Annotated in this window: 20 protein-coding genes and 1 riboswitch; of the genes, 11 read left to right on the forward strand and 9 right to left on the reverse strand. The window is 72.6% G+C overall.

Going from position 1 to position 19,545, the window contains the following annotated elements; translation table 11 throughout:
• Nucleotides 1-124 precede the first annotated feature (124 nt).
• The 5 genes from AC4OXY_RS17105 to AC4OXY_RS17125 all read left to right on the forward strand — a co-directional run bounded on the left by AC4OXY_RS17105 (nt 125) and on the right by AC4OXY_RS17125 (nt 6,209).
• The gene (locus tag AC4OXY_RS17105; RefSeq protein ID WP_362820585.1) at nt 125-901 is read left to right on the forward strand and encodes an ATP-binding cassette domain-containing protein; all 777 of its coding nucleotides are present in this window, start codon (nt 125-127) and stop codon (nt 899-901) included.
• The gene (locus AC4OXY_RS17110) at nt 888-2,972 is read left to right on the forward strand and encodes a YhgE/Pip family protein (protein ID WP_491994164.1); all 2,085 of its coding nucleotides are present in this window, start codon (nt 888-890) and stop codon (nt 2,970-2,972) included. The genes AC4OXY_RS17105 and AC4OXY_RS17110 overlap by 14 nt, the downstream gene beginning before the upstream one ends.
• 47 nt (nt 2,973-3,019) lie before the next feature.
• On the forward strand, nt 3,020-3,649 hold the full coding sequence (locus AC4OXY_RS17115) for a TetR/AcrR family transcriptional regulator (protein WP_402063462.1): 630 nt from the start codon (nt 3,020-3,022) through the stop codon (nt 3,647-3,649).
• Between the two features lie 387 nt (nt 3,650-4,036).
• Nucleotides 4,037-4,639, forward strand: a complete 603-nt coding sequence (locus AC4OXY_RS17120) for a DUF4126 domain-containing protein (protein ID WP_376293593.1) — start codon at nt 4,037-4,039, stop codon at nt 4,637-4,639.
• 58 nt (nt 4,640-4,697) lie between these two features.
• Nucleotides 4,698-6,209: a phytoene desaturase family protein gene (locus tag AC4OXY_RS17125; RefSeq protein ID WP_376293591.1), complete on the forward strand. Its 1,512-nt coding sequence runs from the start codon at nt 4,698-4,700 to the stop codon at nt 6,207-6,209.
• A 31-nt stretch (nt 6,210-6,240) separates the two neighbouring features.
• On the opposite strand, the gene AC4OXY_RS17130 is transcribed toward AC4OXY_RS17125, so the two are convergent.
• The 6 genes from AC4OXY_RS17130 to AC4OXY_RS17155 form a co-directional block, all read right to left on the reverse strand.
• Nucleotides 6,241-7,167 (reverse strand): SCO2102 family sporulation regulator, encoded by a 927-nt coding sequence (locus AC4OXY_RS17130; RefSeq protein ID WP_356020968.1) that lies wholly within the window; start codon nt 7,165-7,167, stop codon nt 6,241-6,243.
• A gap of 56 nt (nt 7,168-7,223) precedes the next feature.
• On the reverse strand, nt 7,224-8,147 hold the full coding sequence (gene metF, locus AC4OXY_RS17135) for a methylenetetrahydrofolate reductase [NAD(P)H] (RefSeq protein ID WP_362820580.1): 924 nt from the start codon (nt 8,145-8,147) through the stop codon (nt 7,224-7,226).
• Between the two features lie 130 nt (nt 8,148-8,277).
• On the reverse strand, nt 8,278-8,925 hold the full coding sequence (gene thiE, locus AC4OXY_RS17140) for a thiamine phosphate synthase (RefSeq protein WP_356020963.1): 648 nt from the start codon (nt 8,923-8,925) through the stop codon (nt 8,278-8,280).
• Nucleotides 8,926-9,028: 103 nt separating this feature from the next.
• A complete protein-coding gene (locus tag AC4OXY_RS17145; RefSeq protein ID WP_158919883.1) occupies nt 9,029-9,394 on the reverse strand; it encodes an Rv2175c family DNA-binding protein in 366 nt (121 codons plus the stop codon).
• A 74-nt stretch (nt 9,395-9,468) separates the two neighbouring features.
• On the reverse strand, nt 9,469-10,701 hold the full coding sequence (locus tag AC4OXY_RS17150; protein ID WP_356020960.1) for an NAD(P)/FAD-dependent oxidoreductase: 1,233 nt from the start codon (nt 10,699-10,701) through the stop codon (nt 9,469-9,471).
• A gap of 32 nt (nt 10,702-10,733) precedes the next feature.
• On the reverse strand, nt 10,734-11,084 hold the full coding sequence (locus tag AC4OXY_RS17155; RefSeq protein ID WP_071372417.1) for an avidin-fold protein: 351 nt from the start codon (nt 11,082-11,084) through the stop codon (nt 10,734-10,736).
• Nucleotides 11,085-11,137: 53 nt separating this feature from the next.
• Nucleotides 11,138-11,249, forward strand: a riboswitch (TPP riboswitch).
• On the opposite strand from AC4OXY_RS17155, the gene thiO reads away from it, so the two are divergent.
• The 5 genes from thiO to AC4OXY_RS17180 all read left to right on the forward strand — a co-directional run bounded on the left by thiO (nt 11,247) and on the right by AC4OXY_RS17180 (nt 16,447).
• Nucleotides 11,247-12,431 carry a glycine oxidase ThiO gene (gene thiO, locus AC4OXY_RS17160; protein ID WP_491994165.1) on the forward strand — a complete coding sequence of 395 codons (1,185 nt, stop codon included), beginning with the start codon at nt 11,247-11,249 and terminating at the stop codon, nt 12,429-12,431. (Overlaps the previous riboswitch by 3 nt.)
• On the forward strand, nt 12,428-12,634 hold the full coding sequence (thiS, locus tag AC4OXY_RS17165) for a sulfur carrier protein ThiS (protein ID WP_356020956.1): 207 nt from the start codon (nt 12,428-12,430) through the stop codon (nt 12,632-12,634). Before thiO ends, thiS begins: the two co-directional genes overlap by 4 nt.
• 3 nt (nt 12,635-12,637) lie before the next feature.
• Complete coding sequence (locus AC4OXY_RS17170; protein WP_356020954.1) at nt 12,638-13,432, forward strand: thiazole synthase; 795 nt, start codon at nt 12,638-12,640, stop codon at nt 13,430-13,432.
• Nucleotides 13,433-13,513: 81 nt separating this feature from the next.
• A complete protein-coding gene (gene pknB / locus AC4OXY_RS17175; RefSeq protein ID WP_402063465.1) occupies nt 13,514-15,484 on the forward strand; it encodes a Stk1 family PASTA domain-containing Ser/Thr kinase in 1,971 nt (656 codons plus the stop codon).
• Nucleotides 15,485-15,553: 69 nt separating this feature from the next.
• Nucleotides 15,554-16,447, forward strand: coding sequence for a deoxyribonuclease IV (locus AC4OXY_RS17180; RefSeq protein WP_491994166.1), 894 nt, complete (start codon nt 15,554-15,556; stop codon nt 16,445-16,447).
• Nucleotides 16,448-16,468: 21 nt separating this feature from the next.
• Here the strand turns inward: AC4OXY_RS17180 and AC4OXY_RS17185 are convergent, their stop codons facing one another.
• Nucleotides 16,469-17,101: a sulfite oxidase-like oxidoreductase gene (locus tag AC4OXY_RS17185; protein WP_356020947.1), complete on the reverse strand. Its 633-nt coding sequence runs from the start codon at nt 17,099-17,101 to the stop codon at nt 16,469-16,471.
• A 184-nt stretch (nt 17,102-17,285) separates the two neighbouring features.
• Between AC4OXY_RS17185 and bfr the strand changes: the two genes are divergently transcribed.
• Entirely contained in the window at nt 17,286-17,765 is a 480-nt protein-coding gene (gene bfr, locus AC4OXY_RS17190) for a bacterioferritin (protein WP_071382846.1), read from the forward strand.
• Here bfr and AC4OXY_RS17195 read toward each other — a convergent pair.
• Together AC4OXY_RS17195 and AC4OXY_RS17200 are read right to left on the reverse strand one after the other, a co-directional pair.
• Nucleotides 17,762-18,004 (reverse strand): (2Fe-2S)-binding protein, encoded by a 243-nt coding sequence (locus AC4OXY_RS17195; RefSeq protein WP_356020945.1) that lies wholly within the window; start codon nt 18,002-18,004, stop codon nt 17,762-17,764. The genes bfr and AC4OXY_RS17195 overlap by 4 nt on opposite strands.
• A 160-nt stretch (nt 18,005-18,164) precedes the next feature.
• Entirely contained in the window at nt 18,165-19,517 is a 1,353-nt protein-coding gene (locus tag AC4OXY_RS17200; protein WP_356020943.1) for a class II 3-deoxy-7-phosphoheptulonate synthase, read from the reverse strand.
• Nucleotides 19,518-19,545 lie beyond the last annotated feature (28 nt).

The raw sequence follows: 19,545 nt of genomic DNA on the forward strand, positions 1-19,545 counted from the left end.
TGCCCATCGTGAGGTATGCCACTGACAATCCGTTCTGACCTGGGGTTTTGCTTCGATCGAAGGTTCGGGCGTATTTTTGCACTGACCAGTCAGTTCAAAAATCGGCGATCAGGCAGGGGGGCTTGTGGACGGCGTGGACGTCACGGCCGAGGGCCTCGGACTCAAGGGACCGCGGGGGTGGGCCTTCCGTGGCCTCACCTTCGACGCGGTACCCGGCTCGCTCATCGCGATCGAGGGACCGTCCGGCTCCGGCCGCACGAGCCTGCTGCTCGCGCTCACCGGGCGGATGAAGCCCACCGAGGGCACGGCTGCCGTCGGCGGGCTCGCCCTCCCGCGGCGCATGGCCGCGCTGCGCAGGATCAGCGCGGTGGCCAACGCGGCCGGGGTGACCGACCTGGAACCGGCCCTCACCGTCGGCGAGCACCTGCGCGAACGGGCGCTGCTCCAGAGCCGGTTCGGCGACTCCCTGCGCGAGCTGCTGCGCCCCCGCCCGCAGCGCGCGCACGAGGCACGGCTGCGCGTCGACGCGGCGCTGGCCGCCGCCGGACTCGACCTCGAAACGCTGCCCAAGGGCTCCCGGACGGCCGTCCGCGACCTGGAGCGGCTCCAGGAGCTGCGCCTGTCCATCGCCCTGGCCCTGCTCGGCCGGCCCGGGCTGCTCGGTGTCGACGACGTCGACCTGAAGCTCTCGGACACCGAGCGCGCCGCGGCCTGGGACCTGCTGCGGTCCGTCACGCGCGCGGGGACCACGGTCGCGGCCGTCTGCCGCACCGCACCCGCGGACTGCGTGGCCGTGCGGACCGGGGCGAGGGACACCGCGGCCCCGGCCGGCGAGGAAGCCGCCGCCGACAGGAGCGGCGGCAACAGCGACACCGAGGAGGACGCCGATGCGCTCGCCTAGGCTGGCCGCGCTCGAACTCAGGCGCTTCGGGCGCGGGAAGCTGCCCCGCGCCGCCCTGGTCGCGCTGCTCGTGCTGCCCCTGCTCTACGGCGCCCTGTATCTGTGGTCCTTCTGGGACCCGTACGGCCGCCTGGACCGCATCCCGGTCGCCCTGGTGAACGACGACAAGGGCGCCACGGCGGGCGGGAAGAAGATCACCGCCGGCGACGACATCGTCGCCGGGCTGCGCGACAGCCGGACCTTCGACTGGCACGAGGTGAGCGACGACGAGGCCCGCGCGGGCGTCGAGAACGGCACGTACTACCTGTCGCTGACGATGCCCGCCGACTTCAGCCACCGGATCGCGTCCAGTTCGGGAGACACCCCCGTCGCCGGCGCCCTGCGCGTGCGTACCAACGACGCGAACAACTACATCGTCGGCCAGATCTCCCGGACCGTCTTCAACGAGGTGCGCTCGGCCGCCTCCGCCAAGGCCTCCCGCAGCTTCCTCGACAAGATCTTCGTCTCGTTCTCCGACATCCACGGCAAGACCGTCACGGCCGCCGAGGGCGCCGACAGGCTGAACACGGGCATCGGCAAGGCGGAGAAGGGCTCCAAGGATCTCGCCGACGGACTGAAGGACGCCAAGACCGGCAGCGGCAGCCTGGCCAAGGGCCTGAAGAAGCTGGACTCCGGCGCCGGTGACCTCCAGAACGGCTCCCGGCAGGTCGCCGACGGCACGCAGGAACTCGCCGACAGGGTCGACGGGGTCTACGACAAGGCCGGACCGTTCCTGAAGAGCAACGAGAAGACCATCGGGGACACCGCCCGGCTGGTCTCCGACTCGGCGAAGACCGTCAAGGACAACCTCGACGTCCTGATGAAGCTCGCGCCCGTCGCCGACAAGACCGCGCACGGCTCCGCCGCCCTCCTCGACGAGATCTACAAGGCGCGCTGCGAGACCGCCGTCCTCCCGGACCCCGTCTGCCCGGACCTCAAGCGGGCCAGGACGGCCGCCGACGAGGTCGCCACCGTCGCCGACGACCTCGACACGCTGGTCGCCGACCAGGACGGCGACCTGAGGACGATGCGGGCCAACCTCGGCACGCTCCAGAAGCAGGCCGACGCCCTCGCCGCGCGGGCACCGCACCTGTCCGAGGACGTCGACGACGCCGTCAAGAAGATCGACGAGCTGAACGACGGCGCCCAGAAGGTCGCCGCGGGCGCCAAGAAGCTGCACACCGGCCTCGGCACCGCCCGGACCGGCGCGGACACGCTCGACCGGGGCATCGGCACGGCGGCCACCGGCGCCCAGACCCTGAGCGGCGGCATGTACAAGCTGTCCGACGGCTCCGACCGGCTCGCCGGCGGGCTGCACGACGGCGCGAAGAAGATCCCGGACTACGACAAGGGCCAACGCGACGCACGCACGGGCGTGATGGCCGATCCGGTCCAGCTGGCCTCACAGGACCTGCACAAGGCACCGAACTACGGCACCGGGTTCGCCCCGTACTTCATCCCGCTGTCCCTCTGGGTGGGCGCGATGGTGGCCTACATGCTGATCCAGCCGCTCAACCGGCGCGCCCTGTCGGCCGGTTCGCCGGCCTGGCGGATCGCCCTCGCCGGCTGGCTGCCGGTGGTCGCCGTGGGCGTGCTCCAGGTTGCGGCGCTGATGGCCGTGCTGCACTGGGCGATCGGCCTCCAGATGCTGCACGCGGCGGGCACGGTCGGCTTCCTGTTCCTGGTCACCGCGTGCTTCGGGGCGATCGTCCAGTGGCTGAACGCCCGCTTCGGCGCGGCGGGCCGGATCCTGGTGCTGGCCCTGCTGATGCTCCAGCTGACCTCGGCGGGCGGCACGTACCCCGTGCAGACCAGTCCGGGCTTCTTCAACGCGATCCACCCGTTCCTGCCGATGAGCTACATCGTGGAGGCGCTGCGCCGGCTGATCACGGGCGGCGGGCTCGGCCCGGTCTGGCAGGCGTGCGCCGTGCTGGCCGCGTTCACCGCGGGCGCGCTCGCGCTGACCGCCGTCGCGGCCCGGCGCCGCCAGGTGTGGACGCTCGACCGGCTGCACCCGGAGCTGAGCCTGTGATCCCCGAGGAGACTCGGCACGCGCGCGTACCTGTGAGAATCGGGGCCATGGAAAGCAGCAGCGCCAGGTCCGGCGGCAGCACGCGCCGCGAGGCCACCCGGCAGAAGCTCTACGAGGCGGCCGTCACGCTCATCGCCGAGCAGGGCTTCTCCGCCACCACCGTGGACGAGATCGCCGAGCGGGCCGGAGTCGCGAAAGGCACCGTCTACTACAACTTCGCGAGCAAGTCGGTCCTCTTCGAGGAACTGCTGCGGCACGGTGTGGGCCTGCTCACCGCCTCCCTGAAGGAGGCCGCGCAGGACACCGCGCGCGTGGGCGGCAGCAAGGTGGACGCGCTGGACGCGATGGTCCGCGCGGGCCTGGTCTTCATCGACCGCTACCCGGCCTTCACCCAGCTGTACGTGGCCGAGCTCTGGCGCACCAACCGGGCCTGGCAGTCCACGCTGATGGTGGTCCGTCAGGAGGCCGTCGCGGTGGTCGAAGGGGTGCTGCGCGAGGGCGTGGCGGGCGGGGAGTTCAGCGACGAGATCGACGTCCCGCTGACGGCGGCCGCGCTGGTCGGCATGGTCCTGGTGGCCGCGCTGGACTGGAAGGCCTTCCAGCCGGAGCGCTCCCTGGACGACGTCCACGCGGCCCTGTCCCGGCTGCTCCAGGGGCGCGTGAGCGGCAGGGGCTGAGCGCCGCCGTCGCAGAGCAGGGGAAAGGCGCCGGTCCCTTGCCGGACCGGCGCCTTCCCGTTCCCCTTGTTCCCCTGGTTTCCCCTTGCTCCCCGTACTCCCCCGTACGGTTCTCCCCCGTCGGTCCCCCGTGGGCGGTCGTTCCCCGGGTCCCCCGTCTCGCTTCCGCCGACGGAACGGCGGAAGGAGCGGCCAGGTGGCGGGCGCCGTTCCGCCGCCCCGTGTCGGCGGTGCCGGGCCGCGCCCCCTTGCCGTGCCTCCACTGTCCCGTCCGCACGGGTCGCGGCCCATCCGCGCGGGTACTCATCTCGCCGCCTAGGTACGGATACTCAGCCGTACGCGCGCGTGCCCACGCCCGCGGGCCCGCGCCTGGCTACGATCGCGTCCGTGTCCGTACTCCCCCTGGTGTTCACCAGCGGCTGGGCCAGCGGCGTCAACGCCTACGCGGTGGTGCTGCTCCTCGGCCTGTTCGGCCTGACGGGGGTGAGCGACGACGTCCCGCAGACGCTGCAGCGTCCCGAGGTGCTGATCGCCGCCGGCGTGCTGTTCCTGTGCGAGGCGGTCGCCGACAAGATCCCGTACGTCGACTCGGTGTGGGACTCGGTGCACACGGTGGTCCGGCCGCTCGCGGGCGCCTGGGTGGGCGCGCTGCTCGCCGGGCACAGCGGCTCGGTGTCGGACGTGGCGGCCGGTCTGATCGGCGGCTCGACGGCGCTGGCCAGCCACACGGTGAAGGCCGGGACACGAATGGCGGTCAACACCTCGCCGGAGCCGTTCAGCAACGTCGTGCTCAGCCTCGCCGAGGATCTCGGCGTGGGCGGTGTCGTGTCGCTCGCGATGTTCCACCCGCAGGCGGCGGCGCTCGTCGCGGCCGTCCTGCTGGCCGGCGGGCTGGCCGTGCTGGTCCTCCTGGTCTCCCGCATCCGGCGCTTCCTGCGCCGCCGCGCCCAGCGCCGGGAGGAGCGCCGGCTCGCCTCACGGGCGCCCTGACCTGCACGGGGACCGCCCGCGGGCGGGATTGTCAGTGGCGGTCGATAAAGTCGCAGGCATGGCACGGATTGTGGTGATCGGCGCCGGGATGGGCGCGATGGCGGCCGCCGCCCGGCTGGCCGTCGCGGGCCACCGGGTGACGGTGTACGAGCGGACGGACACGTACGGCGGTGCGGTGCGCCGTCTGGAGCGGGACGGGTTCGCCTTCGACACCGGCCCGGGCCTGCTGACGCTGCCCGCGGTGTACCGCGATCTGTTCGTCAAGACCGGCAAGGAGCCGCTGGAGGACTGCGTCGAGCTGGTCCAGGTCGACCCGTCCGCGCGGCACGTCTTCGCGGACGGCACGGAGGTGTCGGTGCCGAACGCCTCGCGCGCGGGTGTGGTCTCGGCGCTGGAGGGGGCGCTGGGCGCGGGCGCGGGCGAGCGCTGGGGCGACTTCCTGGTACGGGCGCGGGAGGCCTGGGACCGCACGCGCAGGCCGCTGCTGGAGGAGCCGCTGTGGCCCAACTGGCGGGTGCTGGCCGACAAGGAGCCGTACCCGGGCGTCCCGCACAAGCGGCTGCTGCGCACGCGGCGCGCGAGCACGCTGGCCGAGATCGGCGCCTGGGAGCTGCGCGACGAGCGGCTGGCGGCCCTGCTGGCGAGCAGCGCGCTCGCCCACGGCCTGGATCCGCGGACCGCCCCGGCGAGCACCGCCGTGCTGCCCTACATGGAGCACGCCTTCGGCACCTGGTATGTACGCGGCGGCATCCGGGAGTTGGCGCGGGCGGTGTACGAGCGGTGTCTGAAGCGGCGGGTGGAGTTCGTCTTCGACGCGGAGGTCATGCGCATCCTGGACCAGGACGGGCGGGCCACGGGCGTGGAGCTGCGGGACGGCACGGTGGCCGAGGCCGACCATGTCGTGGCGGACGTGGACCCGGCGCGGCTGAAGGTGATGACGGACCGTCCGCTCGACCAGGACGGAGATGTCCGGGCCGACCCGTTCACGACCCGTCCGGGGCGGTTCGCCGTGCTGCTGGCCCTGCGCGGCGGGCGCGCGGCCGGTGCCGCGCATCGCACGGTCGTCCACGCGCCGGACCCGGTGTCCGAGCTGGACTTCCTGGCCTCGGCGGAGGGGGACCGGCCGCCGTGGCCCACGGTGACCGTGCTGCGCCCCGACGATCCCGCGCTCCGGCCGGACGACGGGCACGAGTCCATGGTGCTGTCCGCGGTGGTGCCGAGCGCCGTCGACTGGGACGACCAGGGCATGGTCCGGCGGTACACGGACCATCTCCTCGACGCCGCCGGGGCCGCTATACCGGGCCTGCGGGACCGCGTCCTGTGGCAGGAGGTGCGCACGCCGGACGACTCCGACGACGAGACGAGTGCCTTCCTCGGCGCGGTGCCGGCCCCCGCGCTGGCCGCCGGCCGGGGCCGTTACCTGCACCCGGCGAACACCACCCGGCTGCCCGGGCTGTACCGGGTCGGCGGCTGGTCCCATCCGGGCGGCGGCCTGGCGCACGCGGGCATGTCGGGTGCGCTGGTGGCGGGGCTGATCGTGGAGGGCCCGGAGTTCCGCGGCTCCCAGTGAGCCGGCCCGGGCCCGAGGCGCGGTAACGGCCTCAGAAACGGTACTGCTCGTCGTACCCGGCGCCGGGCTGCGGCTGCTGCGCGTGGCCGTGCGCCTGGCCCTGGTAGGGGTACGGCTGCTCCTGCGGGAGTTCGCCGCCGTAGGCCTCGTCGGTGCGCTGCTGCGGCACCCACACCCCGCCGGGCGGGGTCTCCCCGTAGCCGCCGCCGGCGTAGGGGTCCTGGGCGTAGCCCTGCTGGCCGTACTGCCCGGCGTAGCCCGCGTCGTACCCGCCGCCGTAGGGCTGGCTGCCGACGTACGGGTCGGAGTAGTTGGCGTAGGCCTGCTGGTCGCCGGCGGCGTAGCCGTAGCCCTGCTGGCCGTAGCCGGAGTAGTCGTAGGCGTAGGCCTGCTGGCCGGTGCCCTGGGGCTGGGCCGCGTGGGTGGCGGTCTCGCCGTAGACGCCGTAGGAGCCGGTGTCCTCGGGCATGGGCTGGGGCTCGTAGACGGCGGTGCTCTCGGCGGGCCGGGCCGGGGTGAAGACGTCGTCGCGGTCGTAGTCGTCGTAGCCCTCGTGGCCCTGCGCGTAGCCGGGCTGCTCGGGCTCGTGCTCGTCCTCGTGGGCGGCGGGCTCCGGGTCGGAGACCTCCAGCGTCGGGTCCTGCCGGTCCGCCCTGCCGCGGCGGCGCTTGCTGCCGCCGCTGCCGGCGTCGCTCTCGCCGTCGGGCCGCTTGACCGCCCAGCCGGCGGCGAAGCCGCGGCGGAACGACAGCGTGACGTAGGTCTGGCCGACGGCGAAGGCGATGGCGCCCACGCCGATCACGATCACGGACGGCAACAGCACACCGACCACGACACCGAGGAAGCCTGCGAAGGCGAGCAGCCTCCAGCGCAGCCGCGCCTTGTACTGAAGCAGCACTTCGCCCAGCAACCACAGCGCGACGACACCGAACGCGATGTAGAGGACCGTCCAGCCCATGTACGCCCCTCTCCCAGTGACCGCTACGCAGTGTGTCCTATCGCGGTGCGGCCGGTCTAGGCCTGCGGGGGGTGGTGCAGACCCAGGTTCTCGTAGATTTCCAGGGTCGCCGTGGAGTTGTTGAGCGTGATGAAGTGCAGTCCGGGCACTCCCTCGGCGAGCAGCCGAGCGCAGAACTCCGTGGCGAACTCGATACCGATGGAGCGTACCGCCGCCGGATCGTCCTTCGCTGTGAGGATCCGCTCTTTCAGAGCGTCCGGGAAGACCGCATTGCTGAGTTTGGGCAACCGTTCCAGCATCTTCACGCTGGTGACAGGGAGGACCTCGGGGATCACCGGGGTGTCACAGCCCGCGGCCGCCACCCGGTCGCGCAGCCGGAGATACGACTCCGGCTGGAAGAACATCTGTGTGATGGCGTAGTCGGCGCCGGCGCGGCACTTGTCCACGAAGTGGGCGACGTCGGTGTCCCAGTCCGCGGAGCGCGGGTGCATCTCCGGGAACGCGGCGACGCCGACGCAGAAGTCGCCCGACTCCTTGATGAGCCGGACGAGATCGGCCGCGTAGGTCAGGCCCTTGGGGTGCGGGACCCACTGGCCCATGGGGTCGCCGGGCGGGTCGCCGCGCACGGCGAGCATGTTGCGGATACCGGCGTCCGCGTACTGGCCGATGATGTTGCGCAGCTCGGCGACGGAGTGGTCGACCGCGGTGAGGTGGGCGACCGGGGTGAGCGTCGTGTCGGCGACGATCTGCTGGGTCTCCTTGACCGTGCCCGCGCGGGTGGAGCCGCCGGCGCCGTAGGTCACGGAGACGAAGTCGGGCGCGACCGCCTCGACCCGCCGCAGCGCGCTCCACAGGTTCCGCTCGCCCTTGGGGGTCTTCGGCGCGGAGAACTCGAACGAGTACGTCGTCTTGCCGGCGGCGAGCATGTCACGCACGGTGCGTGCGCGATCAGTCCTGGTGGATGCGGTTCCGAGGGCCATACGGGCAGGTTAGCCAGGGGGCGGCGGTCCCCCAACCGGGCGCCGGAAATTTGCCCGAATTGTCGCTCTCCTGTCCATCCCTTGGACAAATTCATGGACGGGGCCGGCCCGTCATCACCCGGGCAGGGCCTCACACCTGCGGCAGCCGCTTGGCGAACTCCGCCGCGGCGGCACCCGGGTCGTCCGCCTCCGTGATCGCGCGGACGACGACCACCCGGCGGGCGCCGGCCTCCAGCACCTCGTCGAGGTTGCCGAGGTCGATGCCGCCGATGGCGAACCAGGGGCGCTCGGTGCCGAGGGCGGCGGTGCAGCGCACCAGGTCGAGGCCGGGGGCGTGGCGGCCGGGCTTGGTGGGGGTGGGCCAGCAGGGGCCCGTGCAGAAGTAGTCCACGCCGTCCTGCGCGGCGGCCGCGGCGGCCTCGGACTCGGCGTGCGTGGAGCGGCCGATCAGCACCTCGTCGCCGAGGACCGCGCGGGCCGCGGGGACGGGCAGGTCGCCCTGGCCGAGGTGGAGCACGTCGGCGCGGGCGGCGTGGGCGACGTCCGCGCGGTCGTTGACCGCGAGGAGCTTGCCGTGCCGGGCGCAGGCGTCGGCGAAGACCTCCAGGTGCGCCAGCTCCTCGGCGGCCTCCATGCCCTTGTCGCGCAGCTGCACGATGTCGACACCGCCGGCCAGGACCGCGTCCAGGAACTCGGGCAGGTCGCCCTGGCGCCTGCGCGCGTCCGTGCACAGGTACAGGCGGGCGCCGGCGAGCGCGGCGCGTGCGGTGTCGGACATGCGTGGGTCCCCCCGGGGTCGGTGTCGCTGACGGATGTCGGGGTGGCGTACGGGCCGCTGCTCACGGCGGCGGCCCGTACGCCCCCTCGTGGTAGGGCTCGGCTCAGACGGCGAGCGCCTGGGCGCGGCGCTTCACCTCCGTGCCGCGATTCTCGCTCAGGGCCTGCGCGGGGGTGCCGGGCAGGGTCGGGTCGGGGGTGAAGAGCCACTCAAGCATCTCTTCATCCGTGAAGCCGTCGTCCCGCAGGAGCGTCAGGGTCCCGGTCAGGCCCTTGACGACCTTGTCCCCGTCGATGAAGGCGGCGGGGACGTGCAGCGCCCGGTTCTCCCCTCGGCGTACGGCGATGAGCTGGCCCTCCTTGACCAGCTGCCGCACGCGCGTCACCTCGACGCCGAGCATCTCGGCGATGTCGGGGAGGGTGAGCCAGGCGGGGACGAGAGCATCGATCTTTGCGTCAATCTCGGTCACATGAACAAGCCTGCCATCCCCCACTGACAGTCGGAAGTCAGGCAGGTCCAGGCGGGAGGGTGTGGGAGGGTGTGCTATTCGGCGACGGCGTCCTTCAGAGGCCTGCCCGGATCCGCCAGCGCCCGCGCGTCCATCCTGCGGCCCGCCTCGATCAGCCTGCGTCCCTGGGCCAGGTCGCGCGGGCGGCCCACGGCCAGCAGGGCCACCAGGCGGTCCGCGCGCAGCCAGCACACCGTCCAGGCCGGGCCCGCCGGGTCGCCGCGCCACACCAGTCGGTCGGCCGCCGCGTGGTGCCCGGCGTACTGCACGAACCGGCCGAACTGCTCGGACCAGAAGTACGGCACCGGGTCGTACTCCGTCGGGGTCTCGCCCATGATGTTCGCGGCGACCGTGCGCGGGCCCTGGAGGGCGTTGTCCCAGTGGTGGACGAGCAGCCGCTCCCCGTAGCGGGCCGACGGGAAGGAGGCGCAGTCGCCGACGGCGTACACGTCCTCGACGCTGGTGAGCAGGCGGGCGTCGGCGACGATCTCGCCGTGGGCGCCCAGCTCGATGCCGGAGCCGGCCAGCCAGCCGGTGGCCGGGCGGGCGCCGATGCCGACGACGACGGCGCCCGCGGGCAGCCGCGTGCCGTCGGCGAGCACGACCGCGCCCGGCTCGACGCGCTCCACGCGCGCGTTGGTGCGCAAGGTGGCCCCGCTGTCCGCGTACCAGGCGGCCATGGGTGCCGCGACCTCCGCGGGCAGGGCACCCGCGAGCGGCCGGTCGGCGGCCTCGACGACGGTGACCGCGCAGCCCGCCGCGCGCGCGGCGGTGGCGAACTCGGCGCCGATCCAGCCGGCGCCGACGACCACGATCTCGTGCTGCTCGGCCAGGACCGGCCGCAGCCGCTCGGCGTCGTCCAGGGTGCGCAGCAGATGCACGCCCGGCACGCCCTCGGTGCCCGGCAGGGTGATCGGCTCGGCGCCGGTGGCGAGGACCAGCACGTCGTACGGCACCGGGCCCGCCTCGGTGTCCAGCTCGTGCGCGGCGGGGCGCACGCCCAGCGCCTCGCAGCCGAGCCGCAGCTCCACGCCGAGCGACTCGAAGTCCACCTCGAAGGCCGAGTCCTCGGCCTTGCCGAGGAGCACGGCCTTGGACAGCGGCGGCCGGTCGTAGGGCTGGTGCGGTTCGGCGCCGATCAGGGTGACGGCGCCCTTGAAGCCTTGCTCGCGCAGGGCGACCGCGGTCTGCACCCCGGCCATGCCCGCGCCGACGACGACCACGCGCCGCCCCGGTGACGTGCGTTCTTCCGCTGTCTGCTCGCTCACCCGATCACCATAGACACGTGACAATCCGTCAGTCATGGGGCGTGCTCGGTGACCTGTTCCACAACACTCGTCCCGCTCCCCGCCTGCGACTCCCACTCCCAGGTCTCCGCGAGCCGCACCCGCCCGTCCGGCAGCTCCGCGACCGTGGACACGCAGTGGCCGCAGGAGGTCGTGCCGTCGGTCTTCAGCTGGACGTAGCGGAAGTCGAGCCGGTCCCCCTCCCGGGTGCCGACCAGATGGCCGCGGACCACGTCGCCGCCCGCGTACTCGGCCCAGATCTCGCCGTCCTTCTCGTGGTACAGGAACCGGGTGCGCGTACCCACCTGACCTGGGGCTTGGTCCGCGACCGGGGCGAGGATGAGTCCGTCGAGCGAGCGGGCCATGGGCAGGGGCTCCCTTACGGGTGAGGCGGGCCGCGGGCTAGGGTGGCCACCGTACAAGCACTCGCGGGAGCCCGGACGCACCGGGCTGAGAGGGAGGCTGGCGGCCTCCGACCGTACGAACCTGATCCGGGTCATGCCGGCGAAGGGAGGGGCTGGACGCCCATGTCGTCACGTACGTCCGACACGTCCGACGTCCTCGTCATCGGGGGCGGAATCATCGGCCTGGTCACGGCCTGGCGCGCGGCGCAACGCGGGCTCGCCACGGCCGTGGTGGACCCCGAGCCCGGCGGCGGGGCCGCGCGGGTCGCGGCCGGGATGCTGGCCGCGGTCACCGAACTGCACTACGGCGAGGAGACCCTGCTCGCCCTCAACCTCGAATCGGCGCGCCGCTACCCCGACTTCGCCGCCGAGCTGACCGAGCTGACCGGCCACGGCCTCGGCTACCGCCGCTGCGGCACCCTCCAGGTCGCGCTCGACGCCGACGACCGTGCCCATCTGCGCGAACTGCACGCCCTCCAGCGGCGCTCGGGCCTGGAGTCCGAGTGGCTGTCCGGGCGGGAGTGCCGGCGCCTGGAGCCGATGCTGGCACCCGGGGTGCGCGGCGGGCTGCGGGTCGACGGCGACCACCAGATCGACCCGCGGCGGCTCGCGGCGGCCCTCGTCGTCGCGTGCGAACGGTCCGGCGTGGTGTTCCACCGCGCGTGGGCCGAGCGGCTGGACGTCGCGGCCGGCCGCGCCGCCGGGGTCACCCTCGCCGACGGCACCGCGCCGCGCGCCGGGCAGGTGGTGCTCGCGGCCGGCAGTCTGAGCGGGCGGCTCGCGGGGGTGCCCGAGGGGCTGCTGCCGCCGGTGCGGCCGGTCAAGGGGCAGGTGCTGCGGCTGACCGTGCCGCGCGCGTACGCGCCGTTCCTGAGCCGTACCGTGCGGGCCGTCGTCCGCGGCGGGCACGTCTACCTGGTGCCCCGGGAGAACGGCGAGCTGGTCGTCGGCGCGACCAGCGAGGAGCTCGGCTGGGACACGACGGTCACCGCGGGCGGCGTGTACGAGCTGCTGCGCGACGCGCACGAGCTGGTGCCGGGCATCACCGAGCTGCCGCTCACCGAGACCCGCGCCGGGCTGCGCCCCGGCTCGCCGGACAACGCACCGCTGCTCGGCCCGTCCGGGCTGGACGGGCTGGTGCTGGCCACCGGGCACTACCGCAACGGGGTGCTGCTCACGCCGGTCACCGGCGATGTCATGGCAGGACTGCTGGCCGACGGCGAACTGCCGGAGGAGGCCCGCCCGTTCACACCGCGGCGCTTCGGCGCCGTCGCCCCCTCCGCCGCCCTTCAGGAGCAGCCCGCATGAACATCTCGATCTCTGTCAACGGAGAGCGCCGGGAGATCGTTCCGGGCACCGCGCTCGACTCCGTCGTCCGCTCCCTGGTCGCCGCGCCCTCCGGGGTGGCCGCGGCCGTCAACGAAACCGTCGTCCCGCGCGCGCAGTGGGCGAACACACCGCTGGGCGAGGGCGATCGCGTGGAAGTCCTCACCGCCGTACAGGGGGGCTGAAGCATGGCCGACGATTCCTTGGTCCTCGGGGGTACGACGTTCTCGTCACGGCTGATCATGGGTACGGGCGGTGCGCCCAGCCTGGAGGTGCTGGAGCGGGCGCTGATCGCCTCCGGCACGGAGCTGACGACGGTCGCGATGCGGCGGGTGGATCCTTCCGTGCACGGCTCGGTGCTGTCGGTGCTGGAGAAGCTGGGCATCGGGGTGCTGCCGAACACGGCGGGCTGTTTCACCGCCGGGGAGGCGGTGCTGACCGCGCGGCTGGCCCGGGAGGCGCTGGGCACGGACCTGATCAAGGTGGAGGTCATCGCCGACGAGCGCACCCTGCTGCCGGATCCGGTGGAGACGCTGGAGGCGGCGGAGACGCTGGTGGACGAGGGGTTCACGGTGCTGCCGTACACCAACGACGATCCGGTGCTCGCGCGGAAGCTGGAGGACGCCGGGTGCGCGGCGGTGATGCCGCTGGGCTCGCCGATCGGGTCGGGGCTCGGTATCCGCAACCCCCACAACTTCCAGTTGATCGTGGAGCACGCGCGCGTGCCGGTGATCCTGGACGCGGGGGCCGGTACGGCGTCCGACGTGGCGCTGGCCATGGAGCTGGGGTGCGCCGGGGTGATGCTCGCCTCGGCGGTGACCCGGGCGCAGGAGCCGGAGCTGATGGCCGCCGCGATGCGGCATGCGGTGGAGGGCGGCCGGCTGGCCCGGCTGGCCGGGCGGATCCCCCGCAGGCACTTCGCCGAGGCGTCGTCCCCCACGGAGGGGATGGCCCGGCTGGATCCCGAGCGGCCGGCGTTCTAGCGTCACAGGTCGGCTTCAGTAGCCGGCGGGAGGCGGGCTCGGATCGGGGTTTGTCGGTCGGTCCTCGTAGACTCCCCTCTCGTGGATACGACCCTTCAGGACCCCCTCGTCGGGCAGGTGCTCGACGGCCGTTATCGCGTCGACGCGCGGATCGCCGTCGGCGGGATGGCCACGGTCTACCGGGCCCTGGACACCCGGCTGGACCGCGTTCTCGCGCTGAAGGTGATGCACCCGACGCTCGCGGCCGACGCCACCTTCGTCGAGCGGTTCATCCGGGAGGCGAAGTCGGTCGCCCGGCTCGCCCACCCCAACGTCGTCCAGGTCTTCGACCAGGGCACCGACGGGTCGTACGTGTACCTGGCGATGGAGTACGTCGCCGGGTGCACCCTGCGCGACGTGCTGCGCGAGCGGGGGGCGCTGCAGCCGCGCGCAGCCCTCGACATCCTGGAGCCCGTCCTCGCCGCGCTCGGTGCCGCGCACCGGGCGGGGTTCGTGCACCGGGACATGAAGCCCGAGAACGTACTGATAGGCGACGACGGACGGGTCAAGGTCGCCGACTTCGGGCTCGTGCGGTCCGTGGACACCGTGACCAGCACCACGGGCGCCGTGCTCGGGACCGTGTCGTATCTCGCGCCCGAGCAGATCGAGCAGGGCACCGCGGACCCGCGCGTCGACGTGTACGCGTGCGGTGTCGTGTTCTACGAGATGCTGACGGGGGACAAGCCGCACTCCGGGGACTCCCCCGCCCTGGTGCTCTACAAGCACATACACGAGGACGTGCCGCCGCCCTCGGCGCTGGTGCCGGGGCTCGCGCCGGAGCTGGACCGGCTGGTCGCGGCGGCCACCGCGCGCACCCCGGAGGTCCGCCCGCAGGACGCCGTGGCGCTGCTCGCCCGGGTACGCGAGGCGCGCCAGGGGCTGAGCGCCGAGCAGCTGGACGCGGCACCGCCCCAGGCGCTGTCCGCGGAGCACGACAACGCCGGGGACCGTACGAGCGTGATACCGCGCTCGCTGACCGTGCCCCGCTCGCTGACCTCCCCCACGCTCGGCTTCGCTCGCGCGGGGGGACCCCCATCCCGCCCGCTGCCCGTGGGCGAGCACGAGTCCCTCGACGGCGTCCAGCGCACCAGCCGGCTCCAGGCCCCGCCCCCGTCGCGTCGCAGGCGCCCGAAGCACCTGCTGCTGACCGTCATCGCCGCTGTCCTGGTGGTGTTCGGCCTGGGAACGGGCGTCTGGTACATCAACTCCGGCCAGTTCACGCACGTCCCGCCGCTGCTGTCGAAGACCGAGGCGCAGGCGCGCGAGCGGCTGCGGGCGGCCGGGCTCGACGTCGGGCCGATCAAGCGCCGGTACAACGACGCCGTCCAGCGCGGCACGGTCATCAGCACGGACCCGGCGCCCGGCGCCCGGATCCGTGGCCACGACGCCGTGGCCCTGACCGTCTCACTGGGCCCGGAGACGGTGAACGTGCCGGACGTGACGGGCCGGCCGCTGGCCGAGGCGCGCAGACTGCTGAAGGCGGACGGGCTGGAGCCGGGCATGGTCACCCGGGAGTTCAGCGACAGCGTCACCGAGGGCTCCGTGATCGGCACGACCCCGCAGGCGGGCACCAAGCGGCACGCGGGCGCCGCCATCGCGCTGGTCGTCAGCAAGGGCAGCCCGGTCGGCGTCCCGGACGTCACCGGCGACGATCCGGCCGACGCCCGGCAGACGCTGACCGACGCCGGGCTGAAGGTCGTGATCGCGCCCGACCGGGTCAACTCCGAGTACGACAACGGCAAGGTGGCCCGGCAGAGCCCGGGCGACGGCAGCCAGGCCGCGGCGGGCGACACGGTGACGCTGACCCTGTCCAAGGGCCCGCAGATGGTCCAGGTGCCGGACGTGACCGGGGACAGCGTGGCCGACGCGCACAAGGCGCTGGAGGGCGCGGGCTTCAAGGTGAGCGAGGACCGCGGTCTGCTCGGCCTGTTCGGGGACACCGTGAAGAAGCAGTCGGTGCCGGGCGGCGGCACGGCCCCCAAGGGTTCGACGATCACGATCACCATCCGCTGACCCCTCGCCCCGTGGGGGCCGACGGGGTCCCTGGTCCGGCGGCCGGGGCGGGCATGACACCCTGAACGGGTGAGTCCCCAGCAGTCGTCGCTTCCCCGTGTCCCCCTGCCCCGCAACCCCGTCGGCGGGCACGTGCCCGTGGCCGGCGGCCTGCACACGGTCGGGCTGTCGTACGCCCGCGCGCTGAAGGCGGAGACCGTGCAGGTCTTCGTGGCCAACCCGCGCGGCTGGGCCACGCCCGTCGGCAACCCCCGGCAGGACGAGGCGTTCCGCGCGGCCTGTGCCGAGGAGTCGATCCCGGCGTACGTCCACGCCCCCTACCTGATCAACTTCGGATCGCACACCGAGGCGACCGTGGAGCGGTCGGTGGAGTCGCTGCGGCACTCGCTGCGGCGCGGGCGGGAGATCGGCGCGCTGGGCGTGGTCGTGCACACGGGGAGCGCGACCGGCGGGCGCGAGCGGTCGGTGGCACTGCGGCAGGTGCGCGAGCACATGCTGCCGCTGCTGGACGAACTGACGCACGACGACGACCCGTTCCTGCTCCTGGAGTCCACGGCCGGGCAGGGCGCCTCGCTGTGCTCGCGGACCTGGGACTTCGGGCCGTACTTCGAGGCGCTGGACGCCCATCCGAAGCTGGGCGTGTGCCTGGACACCTGCCACGTCTTCGCCGCCGGCCACGACCTGACCGGCCCGAGCGGCATGCACCAGACCCTGGACCTGCTGGTGGACACGGTCGGCGAGGGGCGGCTGAAGCTGATCCACGCCAACGACTCCCAGGACGTGGTGGGCGCGCACAAGGACCGGCACGCGAACATCGGCTCCGGACACATCGGCGAGGAGCCGTTCCGGGCGCTCATGGCGCATCCGGCGACCGAGGGCGTGCCCCTGATCATCGAGACCCCCGGCGGCCGGGAGGGGCACGCGGCGGACGTGGAGCGGCTGAAGAAGCTGCGCGACGGCTGACCCGCACCGGGGCGCCCGGCGCTACAGTTCCGGGCCCTCCCCCGGTTCCTCCTGGTAGGAGTAGCGCTGTTCCTTCCAGGGGTCGCCGATGTTGTGGTAGCCGCGTTCCTCCCAGAAACCGCGGCGGTCGGCGGTCATGTACTCCACGCCCCGGACCCACTTCGGGCCCTTCCAGGCGTACAGGTGGGGGACGATCAGACGGACCGGGAAGCCGTGCTCGGCGGTGAGCAGCTCGCCGTCCTTGTGGGTGGCGAAGATCGTGCGGTCGGAGGCGAAGTCCGACAGGCGCAGGTTGGAGCTGAAGCCGTACTCCGCCCAGACCATCACATGGGTGACGTCCGGCGCGGGCGGGGCCAGGTCCAGGATCGCGGCCGCCGGGACGCCGCCCCACTCGGCGCCGGTCATGCTGAACTTCGTCACGCAGTGCAGATCGGCCACCACGGTGGTGTACGGCAGGGCCGTGAACTCCTCGTGGCCCCAGGTGTGCTTGTCGCCGTCGGCAGTGACGCCGAAGACCCGGAACTCCCAGCGCTCGGGGCGGAACTTAGGGACGGGTCCGTAGTGCGTGACCGGCCAGCCACGCTGGAGCCGCTGACCCGGCGGGAGCTCGGACCCTGCCGCCGCTCCAGACTCTCGCTCCACCGGATGACCCATGTATCCATCCTGACAGACCTCGGGCAGTGCCCTTGACCATCCCTCCGCCGTCCCCCATGAACCGGACAAGAAGCCTCAAGTCAGGGCGAACTTACTAAGCATCCACTTACTGGACGATCTTCGTTGCCGATGCAATCATGCGGCCTCACACCTCCCCCCGTCCCCCGTGGAAGGAGCCGCTGCGATGCAGGGCGACCCCGAGGTCATCGAGTTCCTCAACGAGCAGCTCACCGGCGAGCTGACCGCGATCAACCAGTACTTCCTGCACGCGAAGATGCAGGAGAACTTCGGCTGGTACAAGCTCGCCAAGTACACCCGGCACGAGTCGTTCGACGAGATGAAGCACGCGGAGGTGCTGACCGACCGGATCCTGTTCCTGGAGGGGCTGCCGAACTACCAGCGGCTGTTCCACGTCCGTGTCGGGCAGAGCGTGAAGGAGATGTTCGAGGCGGACCGGCAGATCGAGGTGGAGGCGATCGACCGGCTCAAGCGCGGCATCAAGGTCATGCGCGAGAAGGGCGACATCACGTCCGCGAACATCTTCGAGGACATCCTCGCCGACGAGGAGAACCACATCGACTACCTCGACACCCAGCTGGAGCTGGTGGAGAAGCTCGGCGAGGCGCTCTACATCGCGCAGATCATCGAGCAGCCGGAGAGCTAGGCCGCTTCCGCGATCCCGGGCGTCGGCGGCAGCTCGGCCAGCACCGGCCTGCCCTGGTCGGCGAGCTCGCGGCGGGGGCAGGCGCCGCGGCCGAGCAGGGCCTGGATACGGCGGACGCACGAGCCGCAGTCCGTGCCCGCCTTGCAGGCGGAGGCTATCTGGCGGGGGGTGCAGGCACCGCCCTCCGCGTGCTGCTTGACCTGCTCCTCGGTGATGCCGAAGCAGCTGCACACGTACACGCGGATTCACCTCCCGCCGGGATTTCCGTATTGCCGCCATCCCCTTGATCGGTGAGGCAAACCTAACCTTACCTGTCGGGCAGGGTCCGCAAAAGTGGGGAGGGGCGCGGATCGGATGTGATCCGCGCCCCAGATCGTCCCGGGCCTGTCGGCAGGCCGGTCACTGGCTCCGGTACATCTCCGCGACCAGGAAGGCCAGGTCGAGCGACTGGCTGCGGTTCAGCCGCGGGTCGCAGGCCGTCTCGTAGCGCTGGTGCAGGTCGTCGACGAAGATCTCGTCGCCGCCGCCCACGCACTCGGTGACGTCGTCGCCGGTCAGTTCCACGTGGATGCCGCCCGGGTGGGTGCCGAGGCCCTTGTGGACCTCGAAGAAGCCCTTGACCTCGTCGAGCACGTCGTCGAAGCGGCGGGTCTTGTGCCCGGAGGCCGCCTCGAAGGTGTTGCCGTGCATCGGGTCGGTCACCCAGGCCACCGTCGCACCGGACGCCGTGACCTTCTCGACGAGCTCGGGGAGCTTGTCGCGGATCTTGTCGGCGCCCATGCGGACGATGAAGGTCAGCCGGCCCGGCTCCCGCTCGGGGTCGAGACGGTCGATGTACTTCAGCGCGTCCTCGGCCGTCGTCGTCGGGCCGAGCTTGATGCCGATCGGGTTGCTGATCCGCGAGGCGAACTCGATGTGCGCCCCGTCCAGCTGGCGGGTGCGCTCACCGACCCAGACCATGTGCCCCGAGACGTCGTACAGCTTGCCGGTGCGGGAGTCGACCCGGGTGAGGGCGGACTCGTAGTCCAGCAGCAGCGCCTCGTGCGAGGAGAACAGCTCGACGGTCTTGAACTCCTCCGGGTCCGTGCCGCAGGCCCGCATGAAGTTCAGCGCGCTGTCGATCTCCCGGGCGAGCTGCTCGTAACGCTGGCCCGACGGCGAGGTCCGCACGAAGTCCTGGTTCCAGGCGTGCACCTGGCGCAGGTCCGCGTAACCGCCGGTGGTGAAGGCACGCACCAGGTTCAGCGTGGACGCCGAGGCGTTGTACATGCGCTTCAGCCGCTCGGGGTCCGGGATCCGGGACTCCGGGGTGAAGTCGAAGCCGTTGACGGAGTCGCCCCGGTACACCGGGAGGGTCACGCCGTCGCGGGTCTCGGTCGGCTTGGAGCGCGGCTTGGAGTACTGGCCCGCGATCCGGCCGACCTTCACCACGGGCACGGCGGCCGCGTAGGTGAGGACGGCACCCATCTGGAGCAGCGTCTTCAGCTTGTTGCGGATGTGGTCCGCGGACACCGCGTCGAAGGCCTCGGCGCAGTCGCCGCCCTGGAGGAGGAACGCCTCTCCCTTGGCGACGGCCGCCATCCGGGCGCGCAGCTGGTCGCACTCGCCCGCGAAGACGAGCGGCGGATACGACTCGAGGTCCGCGATCACTGCGCGCAGAGCCTCAAGGTCGGGGTACTCGGGCTGCTGCGCCGCGGGCAGGTCTCGCCAGGTGTTGCCAGCGCTTGCGCTGGTCTTAGCGTTCACGGTCACCCTCTATACCTTACGGGGTGCGGTCACC

The organism is Streptomyces sp. HUAS MG56, assembly GCF_058673395.1.